This is a genomic window from Thermoflexus sp., from assembly GCF_042408365.1.
Taxonomy (GTDB): domain Bacteria; phylum Chloroflexota; class Anaerolineae; order Thermoflexales; family Thermoflexaceae; genus Thermoflexus.
In genome coordinates, this window is the sequence record NZ_JBHOQJ010000014.1 from 1 (window position 1) to 22,148 (window position 22,148).

General features: G+C 63.1%; 19 protein-coding genes and 2 pseudogenes. 5 read left to right on the top strand and 16 right to left on the bottom strand.

Annotation, left to right across the window (positions count from 1 at the left end; translation table 11 throughout):
- From ACFMO5_RS00480 to ACFMO5_RS00500, 5 genes and pseudogenes are all read right to left on the bottom strand, one after another.
- A partial coding sequence (locus ACFMO5_RS00480; protein ID WP_376790827.1) for a GTP-binding protein occupies window positions 1–136 on the bottom strand: 136 nt, incomplete at its 3' end.
- 58 nt (window positions 137–194) lie between these two features.
- Window positions 195–2,294, bottom strand: coding sequence for an elongation factor G (gene fusA / locus ACFMO5_RS00485; RefSeq protein WP_376790811.1), 2,100 nt, complete (start codon window positions 2,292–2,294; stop codon window positions 195–197).
- Between the two features lie 385 nt (window positions 2,295–2,679).
- The gene (rpsG, locus tag ACFMO5_RS00490; protein WP_376790812.1) at window positions 2,680–3,147 is read right to left on the bottom strand and encodes a 30S ribosomal protein S7; all 468 of its coding nucleotides are present in this window, start codon (window positions 3,145–3,147) and stop codon (window positions 2,680–2,682) included.
- 722 nt (window positions 3,148–3,869) lie between these two features.
- The gene (gene mgtA / locus ACFMO5_RS00495; protein WP_376790813.1) at window positions 3,870–6,362 is read right to left on the bottom strand and encodes a magnesium-translocating P-type ATPase; all 2,493 of its coding nucleotides are present in this window, start codon (window positions 6,360–6,362) and stop codon (window positions 3,870–3,872) included.
- Window positions 6,363–6,570: 208 nt separating this feature from the next.
- Window positions 6,571–7,188: pseudogene (locus ACFMO5_RS00500) on the bottom strand (LysE family translocator).
- Window positions 7,189–7,554: 366 nt separating this feature from the next.
- Here ACFMO5_RS00500 and ACFMO5_RS00505 point away from each other — a divergent pair.
- The gene (locus ACFMO5_RS00505) at window positions 7,555–7,659 is read left to right on the top strand and encodes a hypothetical protein (RefSeq protein ID WP_376790814.1); all 105 of its coding nucleotides are present in this window, start codon (window positions 7,555–7,557) and stop codon (window positions 7,657–7,659) included.
- A gap of 128 nt (window positions 7,660–7,787) precedes the next feature.
- A pseudogene (locus tag ACFMO5_RS00510) lies at window positions 7,788–7,853 on the top strand (integrase); the annotation flags it as partial.
- Here the strand turns inward: ACFMO5_RS00510 and ACFMO5_RS00515 are convergent.
- Window positions 7,839–8,075: a hypothetical protein gene (locus ACFMO5_RS00515; protein ID WP_376790829.1), complete on the bottom strand. Its 237-nt coding sequence runs from the start codon at window positions 8,073–8,075 to the stop codon at window positions 7,839–7,841. The pseudogene ACFMO5_RS00510 and the gene ACFMO5_RS00515 sit on opposite strands and share 15 nt — an antisense overlap.
- Before the next feature lie 25 nt (window positions 8,076–8,100).
- Here ACFMO5_RS00515 and ACFMO5_RS00520 point away from each other — a divergent pair, with 25 nt between their 5' ends.
- The 3 genes from ACFMO5_RS00520 (at window position 8,101) to ACFMO5_RS00530 (ending at window position 9,807) form a co-directional block, all read left to right on the top strand.
- Window positions 8,101–8,211: a hypothetical protein gene (locus tag ACFMO5_RS00520; protein WP_376790828.1), complete on the top strand. Its 111-nt coding sequence runs from the start codon at window positions 8,101–8,103 to the stop codon at window positions 8,209–8,211.
- Between the two features lie 380 nt (window positions 8,212–8,591).
- Window positions 8,592–8,918, top strand: a complete 327-nt coding sequence (locus ACFMO5_RS00525; protein ID WP_376790815.1) for a helix-turn-helix domain-containing protein — start codon at window positions 8,592–8,594, stop codon at window positions 8,916–8,918.
- Window positions 8,800–9,807 (top strand): RNA-guided endonuclease InsQ/TnpB family protein, encoded by a 1,008-nt coding sequence (locus tag ACFMO5_RS00530; RefSeq protein ID WP_376790816.1) that lies wholly within the window; start codon window positions 8,800–8,802, stop codon window positions 9,805–9,807. The genes ACFMO5_RS00525 and ACFMO5_RS00530 overlap by 119 nt, the downstream gene beginning before the upstream one ends.
- A gap of 252 nt (window positions 9,808–10,059) precedes the next feature.
- Here ACFMO5_RS00530 and ACFMO5_RS00535 read toward each other — a convergent pair whose 3' ends face one another.
- The 10 genes from ACFMO5_RS00535 to nuoE form a co-directional block, all read right to left on the bottom strand.
- Window positions 10,060–11,472, bottom strand: coding sequence for an NADH-quinone oxidoreductase subunit N (locus tag ACFMO5_RS00535; protein WP_376790817.1), 1,413 nt, complete (start codon window positions 11,470–11,472; stop codon window positions 10,060–10,062).
- Between the two features lie 76 nt (window positions 11,473–11,548).
- Complete coding sequence (locus ACFMO5_RS00540) at window positions 11,549–13,072, bottom strand: NuoM family protein (RefSeq protein ID WP_376790818.1); 1,524 nt, start codon at window positions 13,070–13,072, stop codon at window positions 11,549–11,551.
- 82 nt (window positions 13,073–13,154) lie between these two features.
- Window positions 13,155–15,080 (bottom strand): NADH-quinone oxidoreductase subunit L, encoded by a 1,926-nt coding sequence (gene nuoL, locus ACFMO5_RS00545; RefSeq protein WP_376790819.1) that lies wholly within the window; start codon window positions 15,078–15,080, stop codon window positions 13,155–13,157.
- 183 nt (window positions 15,081–15,263) lie between these two features.
- Window positions 15,264–15,566 carry an NADH-quinone oxidoreductase subunit NuoK gene (nuoK, locus tag ACFMO5_RS00550; protein WP_376790820.1) on the bottom strand — a complete coding sequence of 101 codons (303 nt, stop codon included), beginning with the start codon at window positions 15,564–15,566 and terminating at the stop codon, window positions 15,264–15,266.
- Window positions 15,566–16,078: an NADH-quinone oxidoreductase subunit J gene (locus tag ACFMO5_RS00555; RefSeq protein ID WP_376790821.1), complete on the bottom strand. Its 513-nt coding sequence runs from the start codon at window positions 16,076–16,078 to the stop codon at window positions 15,566–15,568. The genes nuoK and ACFMO5_RS00555 overlap by 1 nt, the downstream gene beginning before the upstream one ends.
- Window positions 16,079–16,122: 44 nt before the next feature.
- Window positions 16,123–16,647, bottom strand: coding sequence for a 4Fe-4S dicluster domain-containing protein (locus tag ACFMO5_RS00560; RefSeq protein ID WP_376790822.1), 525 nt, complete (start codon window positions 16,645–16,647; stop codon window positions 16,123–16,125).
- A gap of 15 nt (window positions 16,648–16,662) precedes the next feature.
- Window positions 16,663–17,661, bottom strand: coding sequence for an NADH-quinone oxidoreductase subunit NuoH (nuoH, locus tag ACFMO5_RS00565; protein WP_376790823.1), 999 nt, complete (start codon window positions 17,659–17,661; stop codon window positions 16,663–16,665).
- Window positions 17,642–20,230, bottom strand: coding sequence for an NADH-quinone oxidoreductase subunit NuoG (gene nuoG / locus ACFMO5_RS00570; protein ID WP_376790824.1), 2,589 nt, complete (start codon window positions 20,228–20,230; stop codon window positions 17,642–17,644). Before nuoG ends, nuoH begins: the two co-directional genes overlap by 20 nt.
- Before the next feature lie 133 nt (window positions 20,231–20,363).
- Window positions 20,364–21,659, bottom strand: coding sequence for an NADH-quinone oxidoreductase subunit NuoF (gene nuoF / locus ACFMO5_RS00575; RefSeq protein WP_376790825.1), 1,296 nt, complete (start codon window positions 21,657–21,659; stop codon window positions 20,364–20,366).
- Window positions 21,659–22,135 (bottom strand): NADH-quinone oxidoreductase subunit NuoE, encoded by a 477-nt coding sequence (gene nuoE / locus ACFMO5_RS00580; protein ID WP_376790826.1) that lies wholly within the window; start codon window positions 22,133–22,135, stop codon window positions 21,659–21,661. Before nuoE ends, nuoF begins: the two co-directional genes overlap by 1 nt.
- Window positions 22,136–22,148 lie beyond the last annotated feature (13 nt).

A 22,148-nucleotide genomic window follows, 5' to 3' on the forward strand; every position in this document is an offset into this window, starting at 1 on the left:
GCACATACTCCGCTAACCCCTTGAACGATAACACCTTCGTAATCGCCGACGTCAACGTCGTCTTCCCATGATCAATATGCCCAATCGTCCCCACATTCACATGCGGCTTCGCCCGCACAAACATCGCCTTCCCCATCGCTGCACCTCCGCTCGTTTGTCTGAGTGTAACGGAAATGACCAGACACGCCTTCTGATTATCGTCCAACGGGCCTCTTCTCGCCCGCGCGGATGAGGGGCTCGGCAATATAAGCCGGCACCTCCGCGTAGTGATCGAACTCCATCGAGAACGTCCCCCGACCCTGGGTGATGGAACGCAAGGTGGTCGCGTAGCCGAACATCTCCGCCAGAGGCACCAGCGCCCGAATGGCCTGGACCCCTTTCCCCCGGCTTTCAATCCCCTGGATCTGAGCCCGACGGGAGGAGAGATCGCCTACCACATCCCCGGTATAGATCTCCGGGACGATGATCTCCACCCGCATGATGGGCTCCAGCAGCACCGGAGAGGCCTTCTCCGCCGCGTTTCGCAGGGCCAGCGAAGCGGCCACCTTAAAGGCCATCTCCGAGGAATCCACCTCGTGGTAGGAGCCGCCGACCAGGATGGCCCGAATGTCGGTCAGCGGGTAGCCCGCCAGCACCCCGGCCTCCATCGCCTCGATCAAGCCCTTCTCGATGGCCGGGATGAACTCCTTGGGGATGACCCCGCCGACGGTGGCGTCGATGAACTCAAAGCCCTTGCCCCGCTCCATGGGCTCGAAATCGATGATCACATGGCCATACTGCCCCCGGCCGCCCGTCTGGCGCACAAAGCGACCCTCCACCCCCTTCACGGGCCGGGTGAAGGTCTCCCGGTACGCCACCCGCGGGCGCCCCACATTGGCCTGCACCCGGAACTCCCGCTTCATCCGTTCGATCAGGACCTCCAGGTGCAATTCCCCCATCCCGGAGATGATCGTCTGGCCCGTCTCCGGATCCATACGGACCCGGAAGGTGGGATCCTCCTCGGACAGCTTGCGCAGCGCGTCGCTCAAACGGTCCTGATCGGCCAGCGTCTTGGGCTCGATGGCCACGGAGACCACCGGCTCCGGGAAGGTGATGCTCTCCAGGACGATGGGAGCATCCGAGTCGCAGAGGGTGTCGCCGGTAAAGGTGTCCTTCAAGCCCAGGGTGGCCGCGATGTCCCCTGCATACACCTCCCGGATCTCCTCCCGGCGATCCGCGTGCATCCGGAGGACCCGGCCCACCCGCTCGCGCTTGTTGCCGCGGGTGGAATTGGTGATTTGTTGGCCGGCGGTGATCTTCCCGGAATAGACCCGGAAGTAAACCAGACGGCCGACATAAGGATCGGTCACCACCTTGAAGACCAGCGCGGCCAGGGGGGCGTCATCCGAGGCCGGCCGCGTTTCCTCCTGGCCCGTGATCGGGTTCACCCCCTTCACCGGCGGGATATCCGCCGGGGAAGGCAGGTAATCGACGATCGCGTCCAGAAGCGGTTGGATCCCTTTGTTGCGCAAGGCCGAGCCACACAGTACGGGGACCAGCTTTCCGGCAATGGTAGCCCGACGCAGAGCAGCTCGGAGCTCCTCCGCGGAGATCGGCTCTCCCTCCAGATATTTCATCGTTAACTCATCGTCGGTCTCAGCGACCCGCTCCACCAGAAGCTCATGGACCCGTCGGGCCTCCTCCTCCATATCCGGGGGGATCGGCTCATAAACCATCTGGGTCCCCAATTCATCCACCCAATAAACGGCTCGCATCTCCAGGAGATCGACCACCCCCCGGAAATCCGCCTCCGCCCCGATCGGGATCTGAATCGGAACCGGGTTGGCGCCCAAACGGTCCCGGATCATTTGGATCGTGTTCCAGAAATCCGCCCCCACCCGGTCCATCTTGTTCACAAAACAGATCCGGGGGACCCCGTAACGGTCCGCCTGACGCCAGACCGTCTCAGACTGCGGCTCCACCCCGTGGACGGCGTCGAAAACAACGACACCCCCGTCCAGCACACGCAGGCTCCGTTGGACCTCCGCGGTGAAGTCGATGTGCCCGGGGGTGTCAATGATGTTGATCTGGTGTTCCCGCCAGTAACAGGCCACCGTCGCTGCAGTGATCGTGATCCCCCGCTCGCGCTCCAGCTCCATGTAGTCCGTAACGGTGGTCCCCTCGTCTACGGAGCCCAACTTATACGTCTTGCCGGTGTAGAACAGGATGCGCTCAGTGGTCGTAGTCTTGCCAGCATCGATATGGGCGATGATTCCAATATTTCGGATTTTATCGATGGGAACTTCCCGCGGCATCTCTTTTCTCCTATCTCCTATTGACTAGCCCGTGTGGCGAGTTGGCAGGTCATCTTTCCCGATAAAGGCTTTGCCTTCCCCTAAATTTTCCAAACCCGTTTGACCTTCAGGTCCATCTAGGAGCTACGCCGCTCGAGGCCCGCGAGAGGAGGCAGAAGGCCCCCTTTCATCCTCCTCCCCGCGGCCTTTTGGGCCGCGGGGAGGAGGATGAAGTTGTTCTTCGGTGGGGAGCCAACTGCGTAACTCCTATATCCGTTGGCGGGAAAACCAGCCGGTTGTTCAGCGACCGGGTTACGGCCTTCCGCCGTCGCGCCTGTCGCGAAAAACCCTTCCAAGGACAGGAATGAATAAATCGGGGGCCTTTTCAGGGTTTCCCAGCGCTGGCTCACCACCGATAGTGAGCGAAGGCCCGGTTGGCCTCTGCCATCCGGTGCGTGTCTTCGCGCTTCTTGACCGCCACCCCCGTCCCATTGGCTGCGTCGATCAACTCGGCAGCCAACTTCTCGATCATCGATTTCCCAGGACGCTCCCGGGCGGCGTTCACAATCCAGCGCAAGGCCAAGCTCACCTGGCGGTCCGGCGGGACCTCCAGGGGGATCTGATAGGTGGCCCCGCCGACCCGGCGCGGCCGAACCTCCAGAAGCGGCTTGGTGTTGGCCAGCGCTTTCTCAAAGATCTCCATAGCCGGCCGCCCCGTGCGGCGTTCGATCAAATCAAAGGCGCCGTAGACAATCCGCATCGCCAAGCTTTTCTTGCCGTTCATCATGACCTTGTTGATCAACTTGGCGACCAGAACGCTGTTATAGCGAATATCCGGCGCGATCTCGCGCTTTGGCGCACGACTCCGTCGCATGGGTCTCCTTCCTGCCAGCCGGGATTCCTTCGCCTGCCATCGGGAGGACACAGGGTCGATACCCGATCCTGGAAGCTTCAGGCGCCCAAGAAGTAGGCTATCTCATCCTGCTGGATCTGCAGATCTGCGGAACGCCACCCGCAGCCCTGCAGCAGGAAGAGGGTCCGGTGGAAGTCCTGCCCGGCAGACGCGATCACACATTATAACGGCAAAATGAAAACCTGTCAAACCGCCCTCTTTTTTACACCGCCGCCTTTTAACCATCACGCCGGGCAAGGCCACCACAGGCAAGCCGACTTCCCTGACCAACCAGCCCGCCTACGTGACCAAGACCCCGCGCCACAGCGGAAGGACTTTGCCATCTAGCCCACTTGCCAGCCCACGCACCCTGACCCACCGGTCCCACGCCAGGCCAATCATGCCAAGGCGAGAGAAGCATTCAAGATCAGTAGCGGGTGGCAACGGCAGGCCAGGCGCCCCGGCTGTAGCGTCCACTGCTAACCACGACCCCGCCAGGCAGCACCCACAGGCGGGCGACACGCCACGGCAGGCACGCGGCGCTCAGCACTTGATAAAGTTTAAACTACTTGTGCCCGACGTTCAGCAGCATCAGCGGCGCGCAGCGCCGTCCGCTGCATGGCTATTGTCGGACAGCATGATGGAGCGGGGGTCTCTGAATCTTGCTGTCTCTGCGCACAGGATGATTGAATACAGCAACACCATCAGCCGTGCACGCCCTTGTAGAACCAGCGTTTCGCCAACTCCGCGCTCACAACGTAACCCATGACGATCAATCCCATCAGCCCGAGAAAGAGCGGGGGCAACGGGACGAAGCCGAAGGCCGCACCGAGCGGGGTGTAGGGGATCACTAGCGTCGTGGCTGCCACCGCGAGCGTCGCGCTCAACAGCGCGCGCCCTGGCTGACTGCGAAGGAAATTCCCGCGTGTGCGCACCACGAGCACGATCAGCGTCGCCGATACCACAGACTCAACGAACCATCCGGTCTGGAACTCCGCCGGCCCCGCATGCAGCAGCCAGAGCAACACACCGAACGTCAGGTAGTCGAACACAGAGCTGACGAGCCCGAACGCAAGCATGAACCTGCGAATGAAGCCGATGTCCCAGCGGCGTGGCCGCTCAATCCAGTCAGCATCCACCCGATCGGACGAGATCGTCAGCTCTGGAACATCCGTCAGGAGATTGGTCAGCAAGATCTGCTTCGGCAACAGTGGGAGGAATGGAAGCAGAAGGGAGGCACCGGACATACTGAACATGTTGCCGAAATTGGCGCTGGTCGCCATGAACACGTACTTGAGTGTGTTGGCGAACGTACGACGTCCCTCGCGCACCCCGGCCTCCAGCACTGCGAGGTCCGGCTCGAGGAGGACGATATCGGCCGCCTCCTTCGCCACGTCCACCGCCTCCTGCACCGAGATGGAGACGTCCGCCGCGTGCAGCGCCGGGGCGTCATTGATTCCGTCACCCATATAGCCCACCACGTGCCCGGCCTTGCGCAGCGCACGGATGATCCGCTCTTTCTGATTGGGCTCCACCTCGGCAAAGATATCCGTCTCTGCCGCGGCGACCGGCAATGCATTGTCGCTTAGCGCGCGCACCTCAGAGCCGGTCAGGACCCGGGGATTGGGCAGCCCGACCTGCGCGCCCACGTGGGCGGCGACGAGCGCGTTATCCCCAGTGATCACCTTCAGTCGCACACCCAGCCGAGCCAGCGCCGCCAGCGTGGCCTCGATGCCCTGCTTTGGCGGATCCTCGAGCACGAGAAAGCCCAGGAAGGTCATGTCGTGCTCGGAATCACGGTCGGTCGTTTCCGCCGCTCCGATCTCGCGCAGTGCGACACCAAGCGTGCGGTATCCTTCGGCGCTGAGTGCTACAAAACGACGTTCAATCTCCGGCCGCACTTTAGCGATCGGGACGACCGTGCCGTCTCCCTGCTCGGCTAAGGTGCAGACATCAAGCACATTCATCAACGCGCCCTTCGTGATCAGGACAACGCGCCCGTTGTGCTCAGCGAGCACGCTCAAGCGCTTGCGCTCGAAGTCATAAGGCACTTCGGCGAGCTTGCGCCATCCGTCGAGCGAGAAGGCCCGATGGGCGCGGATTGCCGAATCGATCGGATTGCTGAATGCTGTCTGGTAAGAGGCATTCACGAAGGCATGCAGCAGCACGCGCTCACTCTCGCTGCCCGTCGCATCGAGCGCGGCATGGACGCGTACCCGGCCCTCGGTAAGCGTGCCCGTCTTGTCGGAACAGAGGACGTCCATGCTGCCGAAGTTCTCGATCGCGGCCAGCCGCTTAACGATGACGCGCTGTTTCGCCATCCGACGGGCGCCACTCGCCAGATTCACGCTGATGATGGCAGGCAACAACTGCGGCGTGAGCCCCACCGCGAGCGCCAGTGCGAAGAGGAAGGAGTCGAGGACTGGCCGATGGAGGTAGACGTTGAAGGCAAAAATGAGGATCACCAACACCTGCGTAAGTTCCATCAAGAAGTAGCCGAAGTGGCGCACACCCCGCTCGAACTCCGTTTCAGGTGGGCGCAGACGCAGCCGCGCGGCGATCGCGGCGAATTCGGTCGACTTCCCGGTATGCACAACCAGAGCCCGTCCGCTGCCGCTGACCACGTGGGTTCCCATAAAGAGGACGTTGTGGCGCCGAGCGAGCGGTGCATCTGCAGGCACCGTGCCGGGAGTCTTGGCCACCGGGAAGCTCTCTCCGGTGAGTGATGCCTCGTCCACAAACAGGTCCTGCGCTTCGAGCAGCAGGCAGTCCGCCGGGATGCTCGAGCCCGCAGAGAGAAGCACCACGTCGCCCGGTACCAATTCGTCAACAGCAATCTCGGTCTGACGTCCATCACGCAGAACGGAGGCCTTCACCGCGACTGTCGCCAACAGCTTCTCGACCGCCCTGGCAGCGCCACGTTCCTGCCAGAAGCCGAGGAGCGCACTCACTCCCACAATGCCCAGGATGATGGTCCCATCCGTGGGGTCGTGCAGCGCGAAGGACAGCACCGCTGCGGCGATCAGCAACAGGACGAGAGGGCTCGTGATCTGCCGAAGCAGCAACGTCGGTGTGTCGGAGCGCTTGCGCTCGCTGAGCACGTTTGGCCCAGTGCGGACGAGACGTTCGGCAGCGACGTCCGCCGCGAGACCACTGGACGACGATTGCAGTGCGGCGAGCACGTCCGCAGTCGGCATGCTCCAAAACGAGCGCAACTCATCCGGCCCCTTTAACGACATCATCCTGGATCACCGAACTTGGAGACTTTTAATGCCGGCATGGAGGTTTCCTCGCATCTCCGTGAGGACATAATGCCGCCCAACCCGCTGCTCAGCCGCGCCGCCGAAGGCAGCGGCGGCTGGAGGCGCCTGCTAGCCCGAGCCCTTTGCCCTAAGTATCGTACTTTTACGATAACACATTCAGGATAGCAAACAAACCAAACGCTGTGATGATTGCGCCTGAAATTCTGTTGACCCATTGCAATCTGCGAGGGTTGAACTTTGCCCGAAATACGCCAACACCACCACTCAGAATGAGCCACCACAGGGCTGAGCCAACAAAAACGCCCAAGACCAAAACTCCCGCTGACACATAGTTCCTACTTGTGCTTGCTAAACCCAAGCCAGCAAATATCGCTGCAAAGGAAATGATTGTTATCGGATTTGTGAGCATTAGAAAAAACGTTGAAGCATAAGCACCAACGAGACCGTTTCCTTTGGCTAAGGCTGCTTGTTCTGCGGGTTTTGCCAGCAAGGTTTTGAGACCCAAATAACAAAGAAACACACCACCGATAAGGTGTAGCCATACTTATTGACTGACCAGGAAGTTTGAAATGAAAGTCAGACCGAATTCAGCAATGCATCCATAGATTGCGTCGGAAGTCGCAGCGCCCAGACCAGAAATGAAACCAGATTTGCTCCCTTCAGCCAATGTGCGACGTATGCATAACACGCCGATTGGTCCGACAGGCACAGCAATCGAGAAGCCCATGATAAGACCCCGAAGCAAGAAACTGATGTCCACTTGCCTTTCCCGAATGATGAGTGATACAATAGCAAGCGGGCTAACTATTGATTATACGAACGCCGTTTTTACGCTTCTATGAAGGGATCATCCAGACGCTGTATAACCCTTTGTGAGGCCTACTTTTGCAACATAGACGGTGTATTATGAAGACATCACAAACCTGACCACAGTATAACGCCAGGAGCTTCCTATGTCGATCCCTTCGTATCGTAAAAATCAGAGCCAACCCCTTCTTCGCCTCAGCTCCTGGACCGCGTGCGGCAAACCCTGCGCCGAAAACACTACTCTTACCGCACCGAGCAAGCCTGCAGCCACTAGATCAAACGCTTCATCCTCTTCCACAATAAACAACACCCGCAGGAAATGGGTGTGCCAGAGATCGAGGGTTTCCGCACCCACCCGACCATCCACGAACACATCGCTGCCTCTACTCAGAACCAAGCCTTGCAGGCCATCCTCTTTCCCTGAGGTCCTAGCTTAGGAGATCACCGAGCTCATCCACCCCGCGAGCGGAACAGCCCAAGCATCTTCCGGTTGTTCTCACCCGCCAGGGGGTTCTAGCGCTCCTCTCTCGTCTCCCCGGTACGCATCAGCCTATGGCACGCCTTTTCTACGGCGGCGGACTCCGCCTCGTGGAATGTTTCCGCCTACGGGTCCAGGACCTGGACTTTGACTATCGCACTATCACTGTCCGCGATGGGAAAGGCAAGAAAGACCGTGTCACTATCCGGCCGGCGTCCCTCAGCGGTCCCCTCCAAAAGCACCTGAAAGAGGTCAAACGGCTCTGTCCGCAGGACCTGGCCTCCCTTCAACGCGCCATCCGCAACGCTGCCCAGGCCGCCAGCCTTTCCAAGCCCCCACACCCTTCGCCATTCATTCGCCACCCACCTCCTGGAAAGCGGCTACAATATCCGCACTGTCCAGGAGTTACCGGGCCCCAAAGATGTGCGGACAACGACGATCTACATCCATGTCCTTCAACAAGACGGCCTGGCGGTGCGCTCTCCACTGGATATGTAATATGTAAAAGGTAACGATTCAGCCTGGCAACATTCGGTTCCGAGCTCCCGCGAAGAGGCGGAAGGACCCCACCCTCCCCACACACTGGGGGCGTGGGATGGTGGGGAGCAAGAGCCTCCTGCCACCGTTCCTCCCAAAGGGTTGCCGGCAGTTCCCTTATTTTTTATTATCCTTTCCGCCCGGAAGCGCCCCGACGGGGGCTGCCCGCCGGGGCGACAGATGGCGGTTTCTCCAAGCTTCTTGCCCGGCTCCTGAGAAATGGGTAAATTCCCCGTGGCGGACGAGTGGGTTCTCGTCCGCCACGGGTCGGACGACCCCCGCCCGCCAAGGCCCAACCGCTCGGCCCGCCGACGGGCTCGGAAGGCGCTGGAGGCTTTCCCATGCGGGTGACCCAAGCCTTTCGCTTTGAGCTCGCCCCTAACGTTGAGCAGCGCATCGCCCTCGCGAAGCACGTGGGGGCCGCCCGCTTCGCTTACCACGGGGGCCTGAGCCGCTCCCGGGAGGCCCTGGAACCGGGGAGACGCCCCCGCCGCTCAGAAGCTCCACAAGGCGTGGAACCGCTGGAAGCGGGCGAACGCCCCCTGGTGGGTGGAGGTCTCCCAGTGCGCCCCCCAGGAGGCCTTCCGGGACCTCGAGCGGGCCTTCCGGAACTGGCGCGCGGGGCGAGCGGGCAGACCCCGTTTCAAGCGGAAGAAATCCCTGGATGACCACAAGGCCCGCCTGACTGGTTCCATCCGGGTGTCCCCTCGCCACGTGCCGCTGCCCCGCATCGGGAGGATCCACACCCAGGAGCGGATGGAGAAGCTCCTCGCTCTTCTTCAAGAGAAAAAGGCCCGGATCCTTTCGGCCACCATTTCCCGAGAGGCCGACCGCTGGTTTGTCAGCCTCACCTGTGAGGTGGAGCGCCCGGATCCCGTCCCCCGGGAAGGGGAGCCGGTGGGGGTGGATCTGGGGTTGATGTTCTTCCTCGTGTTGTCGGACGGGACGCGGATCGAAGCCCCCAAACCCTTGGCGAAGGCCCTGCGGCGGCTGTGCTGTCTCTCGCGGCAGCTTTCCCGCAAGCAGAAGGGATCCCGCAACGACGCCAAGACTTCTTTGCGGTTGGCCCGGTGGCACCGTCGGATCCGGAACCTCCGCCGCGATGGCCTGCCTCCGGTCCCCACCGGACGGGCGAAAACCCAGCCGGTGTTGGTGGTGGAGGCGCTGAACGTGCGGGGGATGGTCCGGGGCCGGCTTGCTCGGTCGATCGCCGACGTGGGGTGGGGGATGTTCCTTCGGTTCCTGGCCTACAAGGCCCAATGGTATGGGGCGACGTTGATCATTGCCCCGTCGGATTTCCCGTCCACCCGGCGTTGTTCGGGGTGTGGGTGGGTGGAGCCGAAGGTGCCCCTGTCGGTGCGCGTGTTTCGGTGTGCGAGGTGCGGGCTGGAGATCGACCGAGATCTGAATGCCGCCTGGAACTTGAAACCATATGGGCTGACCGTCCTCAACGGTCCTACCGGGAGTTCCATGGGGCGTTGGGGTCCCCACGCGATCCATCGGATCGCGTGGGGACCCCGTTGGCCTGTGGTGATCGGCGCTGCAGCGGAACGGTAGGCGACCACCGGTCAACGAGCCACGGGTCGATGAAGCAGGAAGTGGCCGGTTATCTAGGACACCCATCGGGGTGAAATAGATGACAATGAGTCACGGAACGGCTGGCCGTGGTTCTCTACCTGCCGGCGGTGGCATTGTTCTGGAAGGAGTCGCTCCGCAGTGATAGTCGTTTTGCTTGTGGAATTGCTGTGAGGGGCGGGCTACGCAAGCGACCCGCCCCTCTGAAGGTGGCTTGCGGCTTGTTTCTTCACTTCATAGAGAGAATCCCCTCAGCATGAGCCAGAGGATCCCCAACAGCAGCGTCCCTGCTCCTGAGAGAACAACGGAGGCCCGAACCCCGGGGTAGGGTAATGGAAGACGAGCCGGTTCTGGACGGCCCATCCACATCGCGACGACCACGCGCAGGTAGAAATAGGCGGAGATCACGGTCGTGATCACCCCGATCAGCACCAGGGCGATCCAACCCGCCTGCCAAGCGGCGGCGAACAACGCCAGCTTGGCAAAGAACCCTGCGGTAGGGGGGACCCCGATCAAAGAGAGCATGAACACGACCATCGCCGCCCCCATCCCCGGGGCCTGCTGGGCCACTCCCGCATAGGCTCCGAACGATTGATCTTCCTGCGCCGGACTTGCCATGCCGACAGCTACCGCGAAGGCCCCCAGGGTGGCCGTCGCATAAGCTAACAGATAGAACATTACACCGGGCAACGCCAGGGACGGATCCCCCAGCAGGCCCATCAGGAGATATCCGGCGTGGGCGATGCTGGAGTAAGCCATCATACGTTTGAAGTTGGATTGCATCAGGGCCGCCCCGTTCCCCACCAGCATCGTGGCTGCCGCGATGACGGCGATCGGCCCAGCCCAGAGATCCATCGCCGGCCCCATACCAATCAGGAAGACCCGGATCAGCGCCGCGACCGCGGCCGTCTTCGTGGCTGCCGCCATGAAGGCCGTGACCGGCGTCGGCGCCCCCTCATAGACATCGGGGGTCCAGAGGTGGAAGGGAACCGCCGCCACTTTAAACCCCAGAGCCACCAACAACAGCGCACCGCCCATCCATACCAGCGGCTGCGTCGCCGGATCCGGATGCCTCAGCCAGGCCGCGAGATCGTTCAAATTCGTCAACCCGGTCCCCGCCAAAATCAATGCGATCCCGAACACCAGGAACGCCGAGGCGAAGGCTCCCAGCAGGAAGTATTTCAACGCCGCCTCCTCGGATTCCAGCCGGGGGCGGGCGAAGCCGGCCAGCACATACAGGGGGAACGAGAGCCACTCCAGGGCTAAGAAGACGATCAAAAGATCTGCCGCTACGGTCATTAGCAGCATCCCGGCGGCGGCCAGAAGCAGAAACACGTAATACTCTCCCCGCTCGATCCCCTGATCCGCCAGATAACGCCACGACAACAAGACCGCGATCCAGGTCCCCACCAGGATCGTGAGGCTCAGCCAAAAGGCAACATGATCCCAGAGGACCATGCGCTGGATCCCCTCGATCGGCCCCTGGCCGGCCAGGGCGCCGGTCGCCCCCAACCCCAAGGTGGTGACCCCTAAGGCGCCCCACGCCACCCCAGCCGCCGACCCGGGGCGACGGAACGCCTCCGCCAACAGCAGCCCCAGCGCGCCGGCGGTCAAAACCAACGTTGGCAGCAACGGCAGCCAGATCATCGTTCCGATCGCTCCTCCCGAGAAGGATCTTTGGTGCGGGTTGCGCACCTTCGAGGCCCGCCCATCCTCGACGGATTCAGCGCGCCGCCCAGGCGGCTTGGGCAAGGGCGGCCACGCCCTGCTGCACCGAGGCCTCCATCGCCGTGAAGAACGGCGATGGGTAAAGGCCGATGAACAGGATCAGGATGAACAGTGGGGCCATGATCGCCAGCTCCCGGCCGTTCAAATCCGGTAGCCCACGCCATCGCTCCGGCAAGGGGCCGTGGAGCACCCGCATGAGCATCGTCAGGATATAGATCGCCGCCAGCACCACGCCGAACGCCGCAACCGCGGTCAACCCCCGGGCCGCCGGCCCGAAAGCCGCCGATCCAAAGGCCCCCAACAGGATCAGGAACTCGCCCACAAATCCGTTCAACCCTGGGAGCCCCATGGAGGAGAGGCCGACCACGATCAGGATCCCGCCATACAAGGGCAACGCCTTCCACAGCCCGCCCAGCTCCCGGAAATCCCGCGTGTGGGTCCGCTCATACAACATCCCCACCAGCAGGAACAACCCTCCCGTGCTCAAGCCATGGTTGACCATCTGCAGCAGCGCAGCCTGAATCCCCAGAGGGTTCAGCGCGGAAAGCCCCAGCATCACGAACCCCATGTGGGAGACGCTGGAGAACGCCACCAGGCGTTTGAAATCGTCCTGCGCATAGGAAGCCATCGCCCCGTATAGAATCGCCACAACGGCAAGGGCCGCTATGGGAAGGGCCAGATCCCGCGCGGCCGTGGGGAACAGCGAGAAATTGAACCTCAGGAACCCATAGGCGCCCATTTTCAGCAACAGGGCGGCCAAGATCACCGAGCCGGCGGTAGAGGCTTCCACATGCGCATCCGGCAGCCACGAATGGAACGGCCACATCGGCACCTTGATGGCGAAAGCCAGCCCGAAGGCGATGAACAGCCAGCGCTGGACCTCTGGGGAAAGGAGCGGGCTCAGATGCGCAGCCATCCAAAGCGGATCAAAGGTCCCCGTTCCTGTCAGCGGGCGCGCGAGGAGCCAGAGGGCAATGATGGCCACCAGCATAAACACCGACCCGGCCATTGTGTACAAGAAGAACTTCACCGCCGCATAAACCCGTCGTGGGCCGCCCCAGATCCCGATGAGAAGGGTCATGGGGACCAAGGTGAATTCCCAGAAAATGTAAAAGAGCAGCAGGTCGAGGGCGGTGAACACCCCCAGCACGCCCGTCTCCAGCAACAGCATCAAGGCCATGTATTCTTTCACCCGCTCCTCGATGGGCCATGAGGCGGCCAAGGCGAGCGGGAAGATCAGGGCCGTCAGCAGAACCAACCACAGGCTGATCCCATCCACCCCCACCGCATAGGCCGCCCCAATGGAGGGCGCCCAAACCCAGCGCTGGACGAACTGGGGGCCGGGCTGAGCGGAGTTAAACCCAGCCAAGAGCCCCAACGCCAGCCCCAGAACCCCAACGCTCGCCGCCAGCGCTGTCCAGCGGATCAGACCCACGCGATCCCGAGGGATCCCCAGGATCAACAGGGCTCCGCCCAGAGGCAGGACGAGCATCCATGTCAGGATAGGGAAATCCGCCACGTCCTCACTCCTTAAACTTGTGGTACATCCCAGAGCTTTTCACATCCTTACCATACTTTCCACCGGCAAATTCCCTCGAACCTCAGCGCAAGATCCAGAGAACGTAGAAGACTAGGAGTACCGCGCCGATCAACACGGAGAGGCCATACTGGCGCACGTAACCGCTGCTCCAACGACGGGCCACCTCCGCAGCGGACTGCACCAGACGGGCCAGACCGTGGACCGCCCCATCGATCCCATACGGCTCCACCACCCGCGCCACCGCGCGCGCCAGACCCTCGAAAGGCCGGACAAAGAGGGCATCGTAGAACTCATCGACATACAGTTTGCGGTTCAGGGCGGTGAAAACGGCCCTCAGAGCTGCCTGCAAGGGGTCCTCCACGCCCTTCGGCCACGCCTGCGGACGATAGATCGCCCACGCGGCTCCCACCCCGGCGAAAGCGACCAGGGTGGCTCCCAGGGCCTGTTCGGGGTGGAAGACCAGAGGATGCTCAGGCTCCAGCCAAGCGCTGAGCACGCCTAGGCCGGGGGCGTTGATCCAGCCCGCTGTAATCGCGAAGAAAGCAAAAAGCCCCAGCGGGACGGTCATCACCGCCGGGCTCTCTTTCGCATGGGCGGCCGCATGGCTTCGCGGCGCTCCGGCGAACACCATGACGACCTGGCGGGTCATATAGAACGCGGTGAGGAAGGCCGTTGCCAACAGGAGTCCATAGGCCAGGGTGGCCCACCCGCCCGTCTCCCTCAAGGCGGCCAGGATCTCATCCTTGCTCCAGAAGCCCGCCAAGGGCGGCAACCCGGCCAGGGCCGCCGCCCCAATCCCATACGTCCATGCCGTTACCGGCATCCGCCGGGCCAGCCCTCCCATCTGGCGCATATCATTGGGATCGAGAGGGTCGCGACGGCCATGGTGGCGATGGGCGTGCTCCAGGGCGTGGATGACCGAGCCCGCCCCCAGGAAGAGCAGCGCCTTAAAGAACGCATGGGTGCCCAAATGGAAGATCGCCGCCCCGGAGGCCCCTGCCCCGGCCGCCGCCACCATGTAGCCCAGCTGGGAGATCGTCGAGAAGGCCAGCACCCGCTTGATGTCGAACTGGCCGATGGCGATCAGGGCCGCCCATAGGGCGGTGGCCGCCCCGACGAAAATGACCACTGCCTGGGTGAGCGGCGCCATCGCGAACAGCGGATGGGCGCGGGCGATCAGGTAAACCCCGGCGGTGACCATTGTCGCGGCGTGGATGAGGGCGGAGACCGGCGTGGGGCCGGCCATCGCATCCGGCAGCCAGACGTACAGCGGGATCTGCGCGCTCTTGCCGGTCACGCCAGCGAAGAGAAGCAGGGTGATCACCGCAATCACACCGGCCTCCACCGCCCCACGCTCCGCTGCCTGAAAGATCGGCTCGTAGCGGAACGTCCCGAAGGTCCAGAACAGCAGCAACAGGCCCAGGGTGAAGCCGAAATCCCCGAGGCGGTTCACAATGAACGCCTTGCGGCCCGCCCACGCGTTATACGGCGTCTCAAACCAGAAGCCGATCAGAAGATACGAACAAAGCCCCACCAGCTCCCAGCCCACGAAGAGGACCAGGAAATTGTCGGCCAGGACCAATAGGAGCATGGAAGCCAGGAATAAGTTCAGGAACATGAAGAAACGGCGGATGTGGGGGTCGCCGGCCATGTAGCCGATGGAATAGACATGGATCAGCGTCCCCACAAGCGTCACGATCAACGCCATGGTGGCGGAGAGGGGATCGATCCGCAGTCCGACCTCCACCGCGAGCGGCGGGACAGCTGCCCAGTGATACAGGCTGACCTCCACCAGCCGAGCCTCCGGCGGCCGGGCCGCCAAGGCCAGGAAGACCATCGCCGACATCATGAACGATGCCGCTGCAGCCCCGGAGGCCACGATCCCGACTGCCCGCTCTCGGGTCCGCCCCGTTGTGGTCAGATTGATCAAGAAACCCAGCAAGGGAAAAGCGATGATCAGCCAGGACCACCCGAACAGCGCTTCCATTCTTTAGCTCCTGGAAGATGCTTGGTTGCAACGATAAAGTTTTCTGTGGTGGGGTGGGTCGCATCAGCGGCCCACCCCACCACAGAAACCCCCCGAACGACCTCGGTTCGCGCCAGAGGAAAGGAAGGTCGGTGTTCCGGGAACTGGGGTTCCATCCGCCCGTGGGGAGGGCCGCGTGACGCCTTACCTGCGCAGGCCGCTTAACTCATCCACGTTCGTCGTCTGCTTGGTGCGGAAAATGGCGACCATTAGGGCGAGGCCCACGGCCACCTCGGCGGCCGCCACCGTTAATACAAAAAAGACCGCCAGCTGTCCCTCCAGCAAGCCACGATATCGGGAAGCGGCCACGAAAGCCAAGGCCGCCGCGTTCAGCATCAGCTCCACACACATAAAGATGATCAACGCGTTGCGGCGGATCAGGAACCCCACCGCGCCGATCCCGAAGAGGATGGCGCTGAGGGCCAGGTAATGGGTGAGGGTGATCATCATTTCCCCTCCGAGCGGGAATCCCGGGCCAGCACCACAACGCCCACCATCGCGATGAGCAGGAGGATCGATGTGATCTCAAAGGGAAGCACATGGGTTGTCAGCAGCCGCGCCCCGATCGCAGACGGATCCCCCAGCGGGGCGGGAGGGCTCCCCGCAGGCGCCAGGCCCGCTGGGGCGCGGAGGAAGGCGAGCAGCGCGCCGATGATCAGCGCCGCCCCAAAAATCCCCGCCAGCGGGGCCTGCCAGCGAAGCCCTGCCGCCCCGCCGACGCGCTCCGCCCCCAGCATCATGATCACGAACAGGAAAAGCACCATCACCGCCCCCGCGTAAACGGCAATCTGCACCATCGTCACAAAGGGGGCGCTCAGGAGCAGATAGAAGACCGCCACCGTGAGCAGGTTCAGCACCAGGAACAGGGCACTGTGGACCGCGTTCCGCGTGCTCACCATCGCCAGGGCGGTCGCGATGGCGATCCCTGAAAGCAAATAGAACACCATCAGCTCTTCCAAGAGGACCTCCAACGCGAGCCTGATTGGATGGAGAGGCATTGCGTTTATACCGGTTCGCTCACCAACCCTTCTTCCCAAATCGAGCGCGTGCGCAGGGCCGGGTCGGTGGTCCGCTGGGGGGTGCCGGGCACCCCGGGCGGCGGGGGCACCAGCAGCTGCGCTTTGGTGACGATAAAGGATTCCCGCGTATAACCGACCGGCGGGATCTTATCCGTCAGGACGATCGCGTTGGTGGGACATGCGTCTTCGCAGTATCCGCAGAAAATGCAGCGCAGCAGGTTGATCTCATAGACTTTCGCGTAGCGCTCGCCCGGGGAATAGCGCTCCTCATCCGTGTTCTCACCGGCCTCCACATAAATGGCATCCGCTGGGCAGGCAGCGGCGCACAGAGCGCATCCGATACACCGTTCGAGCCCGTTGCTGTAGCGGCGCAGCTCATGAACCCCCTTGAACCGCATCCGCAGCGGCCGCTTGACCTCCGGGTAGGGATAGGTCACCGGCCCACGCAGGTTCGTCTGGATGAACTCCTGCAATGTGGTCAACAACCCTCGGAACAATTCCACCACCATTGGATCACCTCGCGCTCAAGGCATCAGGGCAATGACCGCCGCCGTCGCCATCACATTCGCCAGGGAGAGCGGGAGCAACACCTTCCATCCCAGGCCCATCAGCTGATCGTAACGGATCCGAGGCAGCGTGGCCCGGATCCAAATCATCACGAAGATCAAGAGCGCCACCTTGACGGTGAAGTAAACAACCCCTAGCGCAGGATAGAGGTCCACGAAGGGCCCGAGGTACCCGCCCAGGAAAAGAGTGGTCAGCAAGGCGCTGAAGCCGATCATCTTGATGTATTCGGCCATGAAGAAAAGGGCGAACTTCATACTGCTGTATTCCGTGAGATAACCGGCCGTCAACTCCTGCTCCGCTTCCACCAAGTCAAAGGGCGCCCGCTTGATCTCCGCCAGACCGGTGACGAAGAAAATGATCGCCGCCAGGGGCTGGAGGAAAATCAGCCATCCCCCCCGCTGGGCCTCCACGATCCCGCCGACCTGGAGAGTCCCTGCGGTCAGCACCACGCTCACGATCGCCAGCCCCATCGCCAACTCGTAGCTGATCATCTGGGCCGCGGCCCGAATGCCTCCCAGCAGCGCGTATTTGTTGTTCGATGCCCATCCGGCCAGGGCGATCCCATAGACGCTGATCGAGGTGATGGCCACGATGTAGAGGACCCCCACATTGACATCCGTTAGCTGCAGGCGGGTTCGATAGCCGAACAACGTGAGCTCCGGCCCGAAGGGGATCACCGCGAAGATCAGAACGGCAGGGATCAAGGTGATCAGTGGGGCCAACACAAACAAGACCCGATCCGCATAAGTCGGGACGAAATCCTCTTTGAAAAACAGCTTCACGGCATCCGCCAGGGGCTGGAGCAACCCATACGGCCCCGCCCGGTTTGGGCCGATCCGGGCCTGAAAATCCGCCACCAGCTTGCGTTCGGCCAAGGTGAGATAGGCGAAGCCGGTCAACAGCACCAGAACCAGGATCGCGCTTTTGATGGCGGCTTCAACGAGAAAAGGTGCCATCTCCGACCTCCACCCGGAACTCAACCGGAAACGCCTCCAGAACACCCGCGCGGGGCACCAGGCTCGCCGGAAGCCAAAGGACCTGCGGCGGGACGGCCGGGTCGATGTGCACCGGGAGGCGGACTTCTTGACCGTTCACCCGGATGGTCACCATCCGGCCTACCTCCAATTGCAGGCCGCGGGCGGTCTCCGGATGGACCCTCGCGGCCAGTGGGATCGCCCGGTTGCGCAAGTGGGGCGTGCGCGCGATCAAAGTCCCCTCGTGGTAGAGCCGGCGAACCGGGACAGCCAGCACCGCCCCTTCCGGAGGGATCTTGGGGGCTTTCCAAGCCAGCGGCCAGCGCGCCTCCGGAGCCTCGGCCTCGGAAGGCCAAGCCCGGCCCAGCCCTCCGGTGTTCGGCCGCGCCGTCCCTCCGAAATAGAGATCCCGTGAGGTTCCCACCGGCGGCCACTGGGGCTGCGTCCACGACAACGCCCCATAATCCATCCCGGCGTAGCGCGGGATCGTCCGGGCGATCTCATCCATGACCGCCTCCGGGGAGAGATAAAACCACTGCCGGCCCAGGCGCAGCGCCAAAGCGATGAAGATCTCCCAATCCCCGCGCGCCTCCCCCACCGCGGGGATCGCCTTGTAAAACCGTTGCACCCGGCGATCGGCGCTGGTGAAGGTGCCGTCCCGCTCCGCCCAGGACTGGGCGGGCAACACGACATCGGCCGCGCGGGCAGTTTCCGTGAGGAAGAGATCCTGCACGACCAGGAAGCCCGCCCGGGGCATCGGCCGCCCGTCGCCAAGGGGGTCCGCCCCGACCACATAGAGAGCCGGAACTTCCTCCGGAAGGGAACGGACGCCGATGAAGTCCAGGGCTCCTTGGGTGTTGCCGTGGGGCCAGAGGGGGAGCAACCCGTTGTTCGGACGACCCACGTGGCCGGTGAGGGCCAGAAGGTTCGCCGCCATCCCCACAAAGGCCTCTCCATCCATCACGCCTTCCCGGCCGAAGAGGAACACCACCTCCCGGGCCTCAGCCACGGCGCGGGCGAGCTCCCGTAACGACTCCGCCGGCACGCCGGTCTGACGGCTGATCTGTTCCAAGGAATATCGCCGCAGGGCGTCCTGTAAGGCCTCGAGCCCCTCCAGCCGGGGCAAGGCTTCGGGGGCCACCCGGCCCTCCTCGAGCAACGCCCGTAGGGCTCCGATCAGCACCAAGGCCTCCGTTCCGAAGCGATATCGGAGGATGGGGTTCGCGTAGCGCTCGGCCTTCTGAGGTTTGCCCCCGGCCACGATCAGCCGGGCGCCCCGCCGCACGGCCCCGCGAACCCGTAGGAACCAAACCGGGGCCTCTTCCTCCAGGTCGCCTGCCATCACCACGATCAGGCTTCCCGGCCCCATGCGCCCGAAGTCGGTGCCGACCCCCACGCCGTAACGGGCCACCCATTCGCCGCCGAAGACCGGGGGATCCATCGTAATCCAAGAGGACTCCAATGCCTCCTCGAACAGGCGTCGGAACAGATAGAGATCCTCATTCGGGAGGCGATCGCCGATGATGCCGGCCGCGCGAGCGCCGGCCTCCCGCAGCGCCTCGGCCACCCGATCGAGCGCCTCCTCCCAGGAAACCGGGACCAGCTCGCCGTTCCGACGCATCAAGGGCTGCCGCAGGCGGTCCTCCGCGGTGGCGAAGTGATGCACTAAACGGCCTTTATCGCAGATCCAGATCTCGTTGACCTGTTCGTGCTGGCGCGGCATCACCCGGAGGATGTCCCACCCGCCCTTGTGGGCCGAGAACCGCACATCCAGGGTGATGTTGCAGCCCACCGGGCAGTGCGGACAGATGCTGGGGATCGGCGTCATCTCCCATGGCCGGGCCCGGAACCGGAAGTCCGTGGTGGTCAGGGCGCCCACCGGACAGATGTCGGTGGTGTTCCCCGAGAAGTAACTGGCGAAGGGGGGATCGGAGAAGGTGATGATCTCCATGCCCCGCCCGCGATCGGAGAACCCCAGCACCGGATCATCGGCGATCTCTTCCTGGAACCGGATGCACCGGCCGCAGAGGATGCACCGCTCCCGATCCAGGATGATCAGGTCCCCCAGGGGCACCCGCTTCTCCTGGCGCATCTTATCCTGGTAATCGAAACGGGATTCCGCCGGGCCGTAACGCAGCGTGAGGTTTTGGAGCGGGCACTCCCCACCCTTGTCGCAGATCGGGCAATCCAGCGGGTGGCTGGTCAACAGGAACTCCAAGATCGCCCGCTGGGCCTCCTGGACCTGGAGGGTGTGGGTCCGCACCACCATGCCCTCCGCCACCCGGGTGGTGCATGCCGTCTGCAGGCGGGGCATCCATTGCACGACCGGGCGTCCCTCTTCGTCCAGCACGGGCTGGCGGGTCTGAGGATCCAGCTTAATGGTTCCCACCTCCACCAAGCACATCCGGCACATCCCGGCCGGCTCCAACTTCGGGTGATAGCAGAACACCGGGATGTCGATCCCCGCCTGCTTGGCGACGTCCACCACCAGCGCGCCAGCCGGCGCCTCGATGGGGCGATCGTTGATCACCACTCGCACCGTTCCTGCCATCCGAACACCTCAGTTGAAAGAGGTTGACTGATCGTTGGCCCGGGGTCGAAGAGAAGTGTTTCCGCACCACCTCTGATTGCGAGGGAGGGATCATCTGCCTCCCCCTTCCTCCCTTCCCCCCATCGGCGAGGCGCTACACGCGAGAAGCCTGCACTTCCACCGGAATCCCAGCGGCCTGTCGAAGGTAGGCCTCATATTCCTTCCGGAAATGCTTCAGGCTGGACAACACCGGGCTGGTCGCAAAGTCCCCCAGTGGGCACAGCGTCTTGCCTGCCATCTGGCGGGCAATGCTTTCCAAGAGTTCAGGGTCATGGGGCCGCCCCCGCCCGGCCACCAGCCGCTCGTAAACCCGGCGCAGCCAATAAGTTCCCTCCCGGCACGGCGTGCATTTGCCGCACGACTCATGCTGGAAGAACCGCACCATCTTGTAAGCTGCCCACACGATGTCCACGGTGTCGTCCAGAACGATGATGGAGGCGGACCCGAGCATCGATCCGGCCGCCTGGACCGATTCATAATCCAGCGGCGTATCCAGGGCGGCGGCGGGCAACATGGGCGCCGATGCGCCCGCCGGGAGAATCGCCTTGACCGTCCGCCCCTCCTCCAGCAGGCCCTGGCCGTAGTCCTCTCCGAAGATCAGGTCCCGGAAGGTGATCTTCCCCAGCTCCGCCTCATAATTGCCCGGCCGGCGCACCCGGCCGCTCAGGCAGAAGATCTTCGGGCCTGGGCTCCGCTCCGTCCCCATCGTCCGATACCACGAGGCGCCATTTTGGATAATGGGGGGCACGTTGGCCAAGGTCTCCACATTGTTCACCACCGTCGGCTTGCCGTAGAGGCCATGGGTCGCCGGGAACGGTGGGCGTACCCGCGGATGTCCGATCTTCCCCTCCAGGGATTCGAGAAGCGCGGTCTCCTCCCCGCAGATGTAGGCCCCGGCCCCCAGATGGACGAACATCTCTACGGAGTACGATGTGCCCAGCACGTTCCGGCCGATGAACCCGGCGGCGTAGGCCTCAGCGATGGCGGCCTCCAGGCGGCGAGCCACTGACCGGTATTCCCCTCGGACGTAGATATAAACGCGCTCGGCTTGGATGGCGTAGGCCGCCAGGAGGGCCCCCTCAATCAATTGATGGGGGTTCCCCTCCATGATCTCGCGATCCTTGAAGGTCCCTGGCTCCGATTCGTCGGCGTTGACCACCACGTATTTCGGGAAGACGTCCTTCGGCACGAAGGACCATTTCATCCCTGTGGGGAAGCCCGCACCGCCCCGCCCCCGCAGGCCGGAGGCTTTCACCTCCTCGATCACCTGATCCGGGGTCATCGCGGTGAGGGCCTTCCGCCAGGCTTCATAGCCGCCGTGGCGGACATAAACCTCCAGCCGGTGGAGATCCGGGATCTCCCGATGCCGCAACAGGATATAGCGCCCCATCACGCTCCGTCCCGAGAAAGATCCTCGATGATGCGATCGAAGAGCTCAGGGGTGACGTTTTCCACAAACTCCAGATCCACCTGCATCGCCGGCGCCCGATGGCAGGCCCCGATGCACATAACGGTTTCCAGCGTGAAGCGGCCGTCGGGCGTGGTCTCCCCCGGCCGCACCTTCAGGCGCCGAACCGCATGGGCGACGAGCTCCTCCGCCCCTCGCAGGGCGCAGGGGAGATCATCGCAGATCTGGATCAGGTGGCGGCCGATGGGGCGATCGTAAAAAAGCGTGTAAAAGCCTACCACCTCCCGAACCTCCGTGGGGCTCGTGCCGGTGATCTCCGCGACCTCCTGAATGCCCTCCTCCGTGCAGTAGCCGTATTCCCGCTGCACCAGGTAGAGCAAGGGAAGGATCGCCGAGCGCTTCACCGGATATTTCGAAAGGATCGCCTCGATCTCCTGAGCGTATTTTTCCTTGAGCATCCTCAGCCCTCAG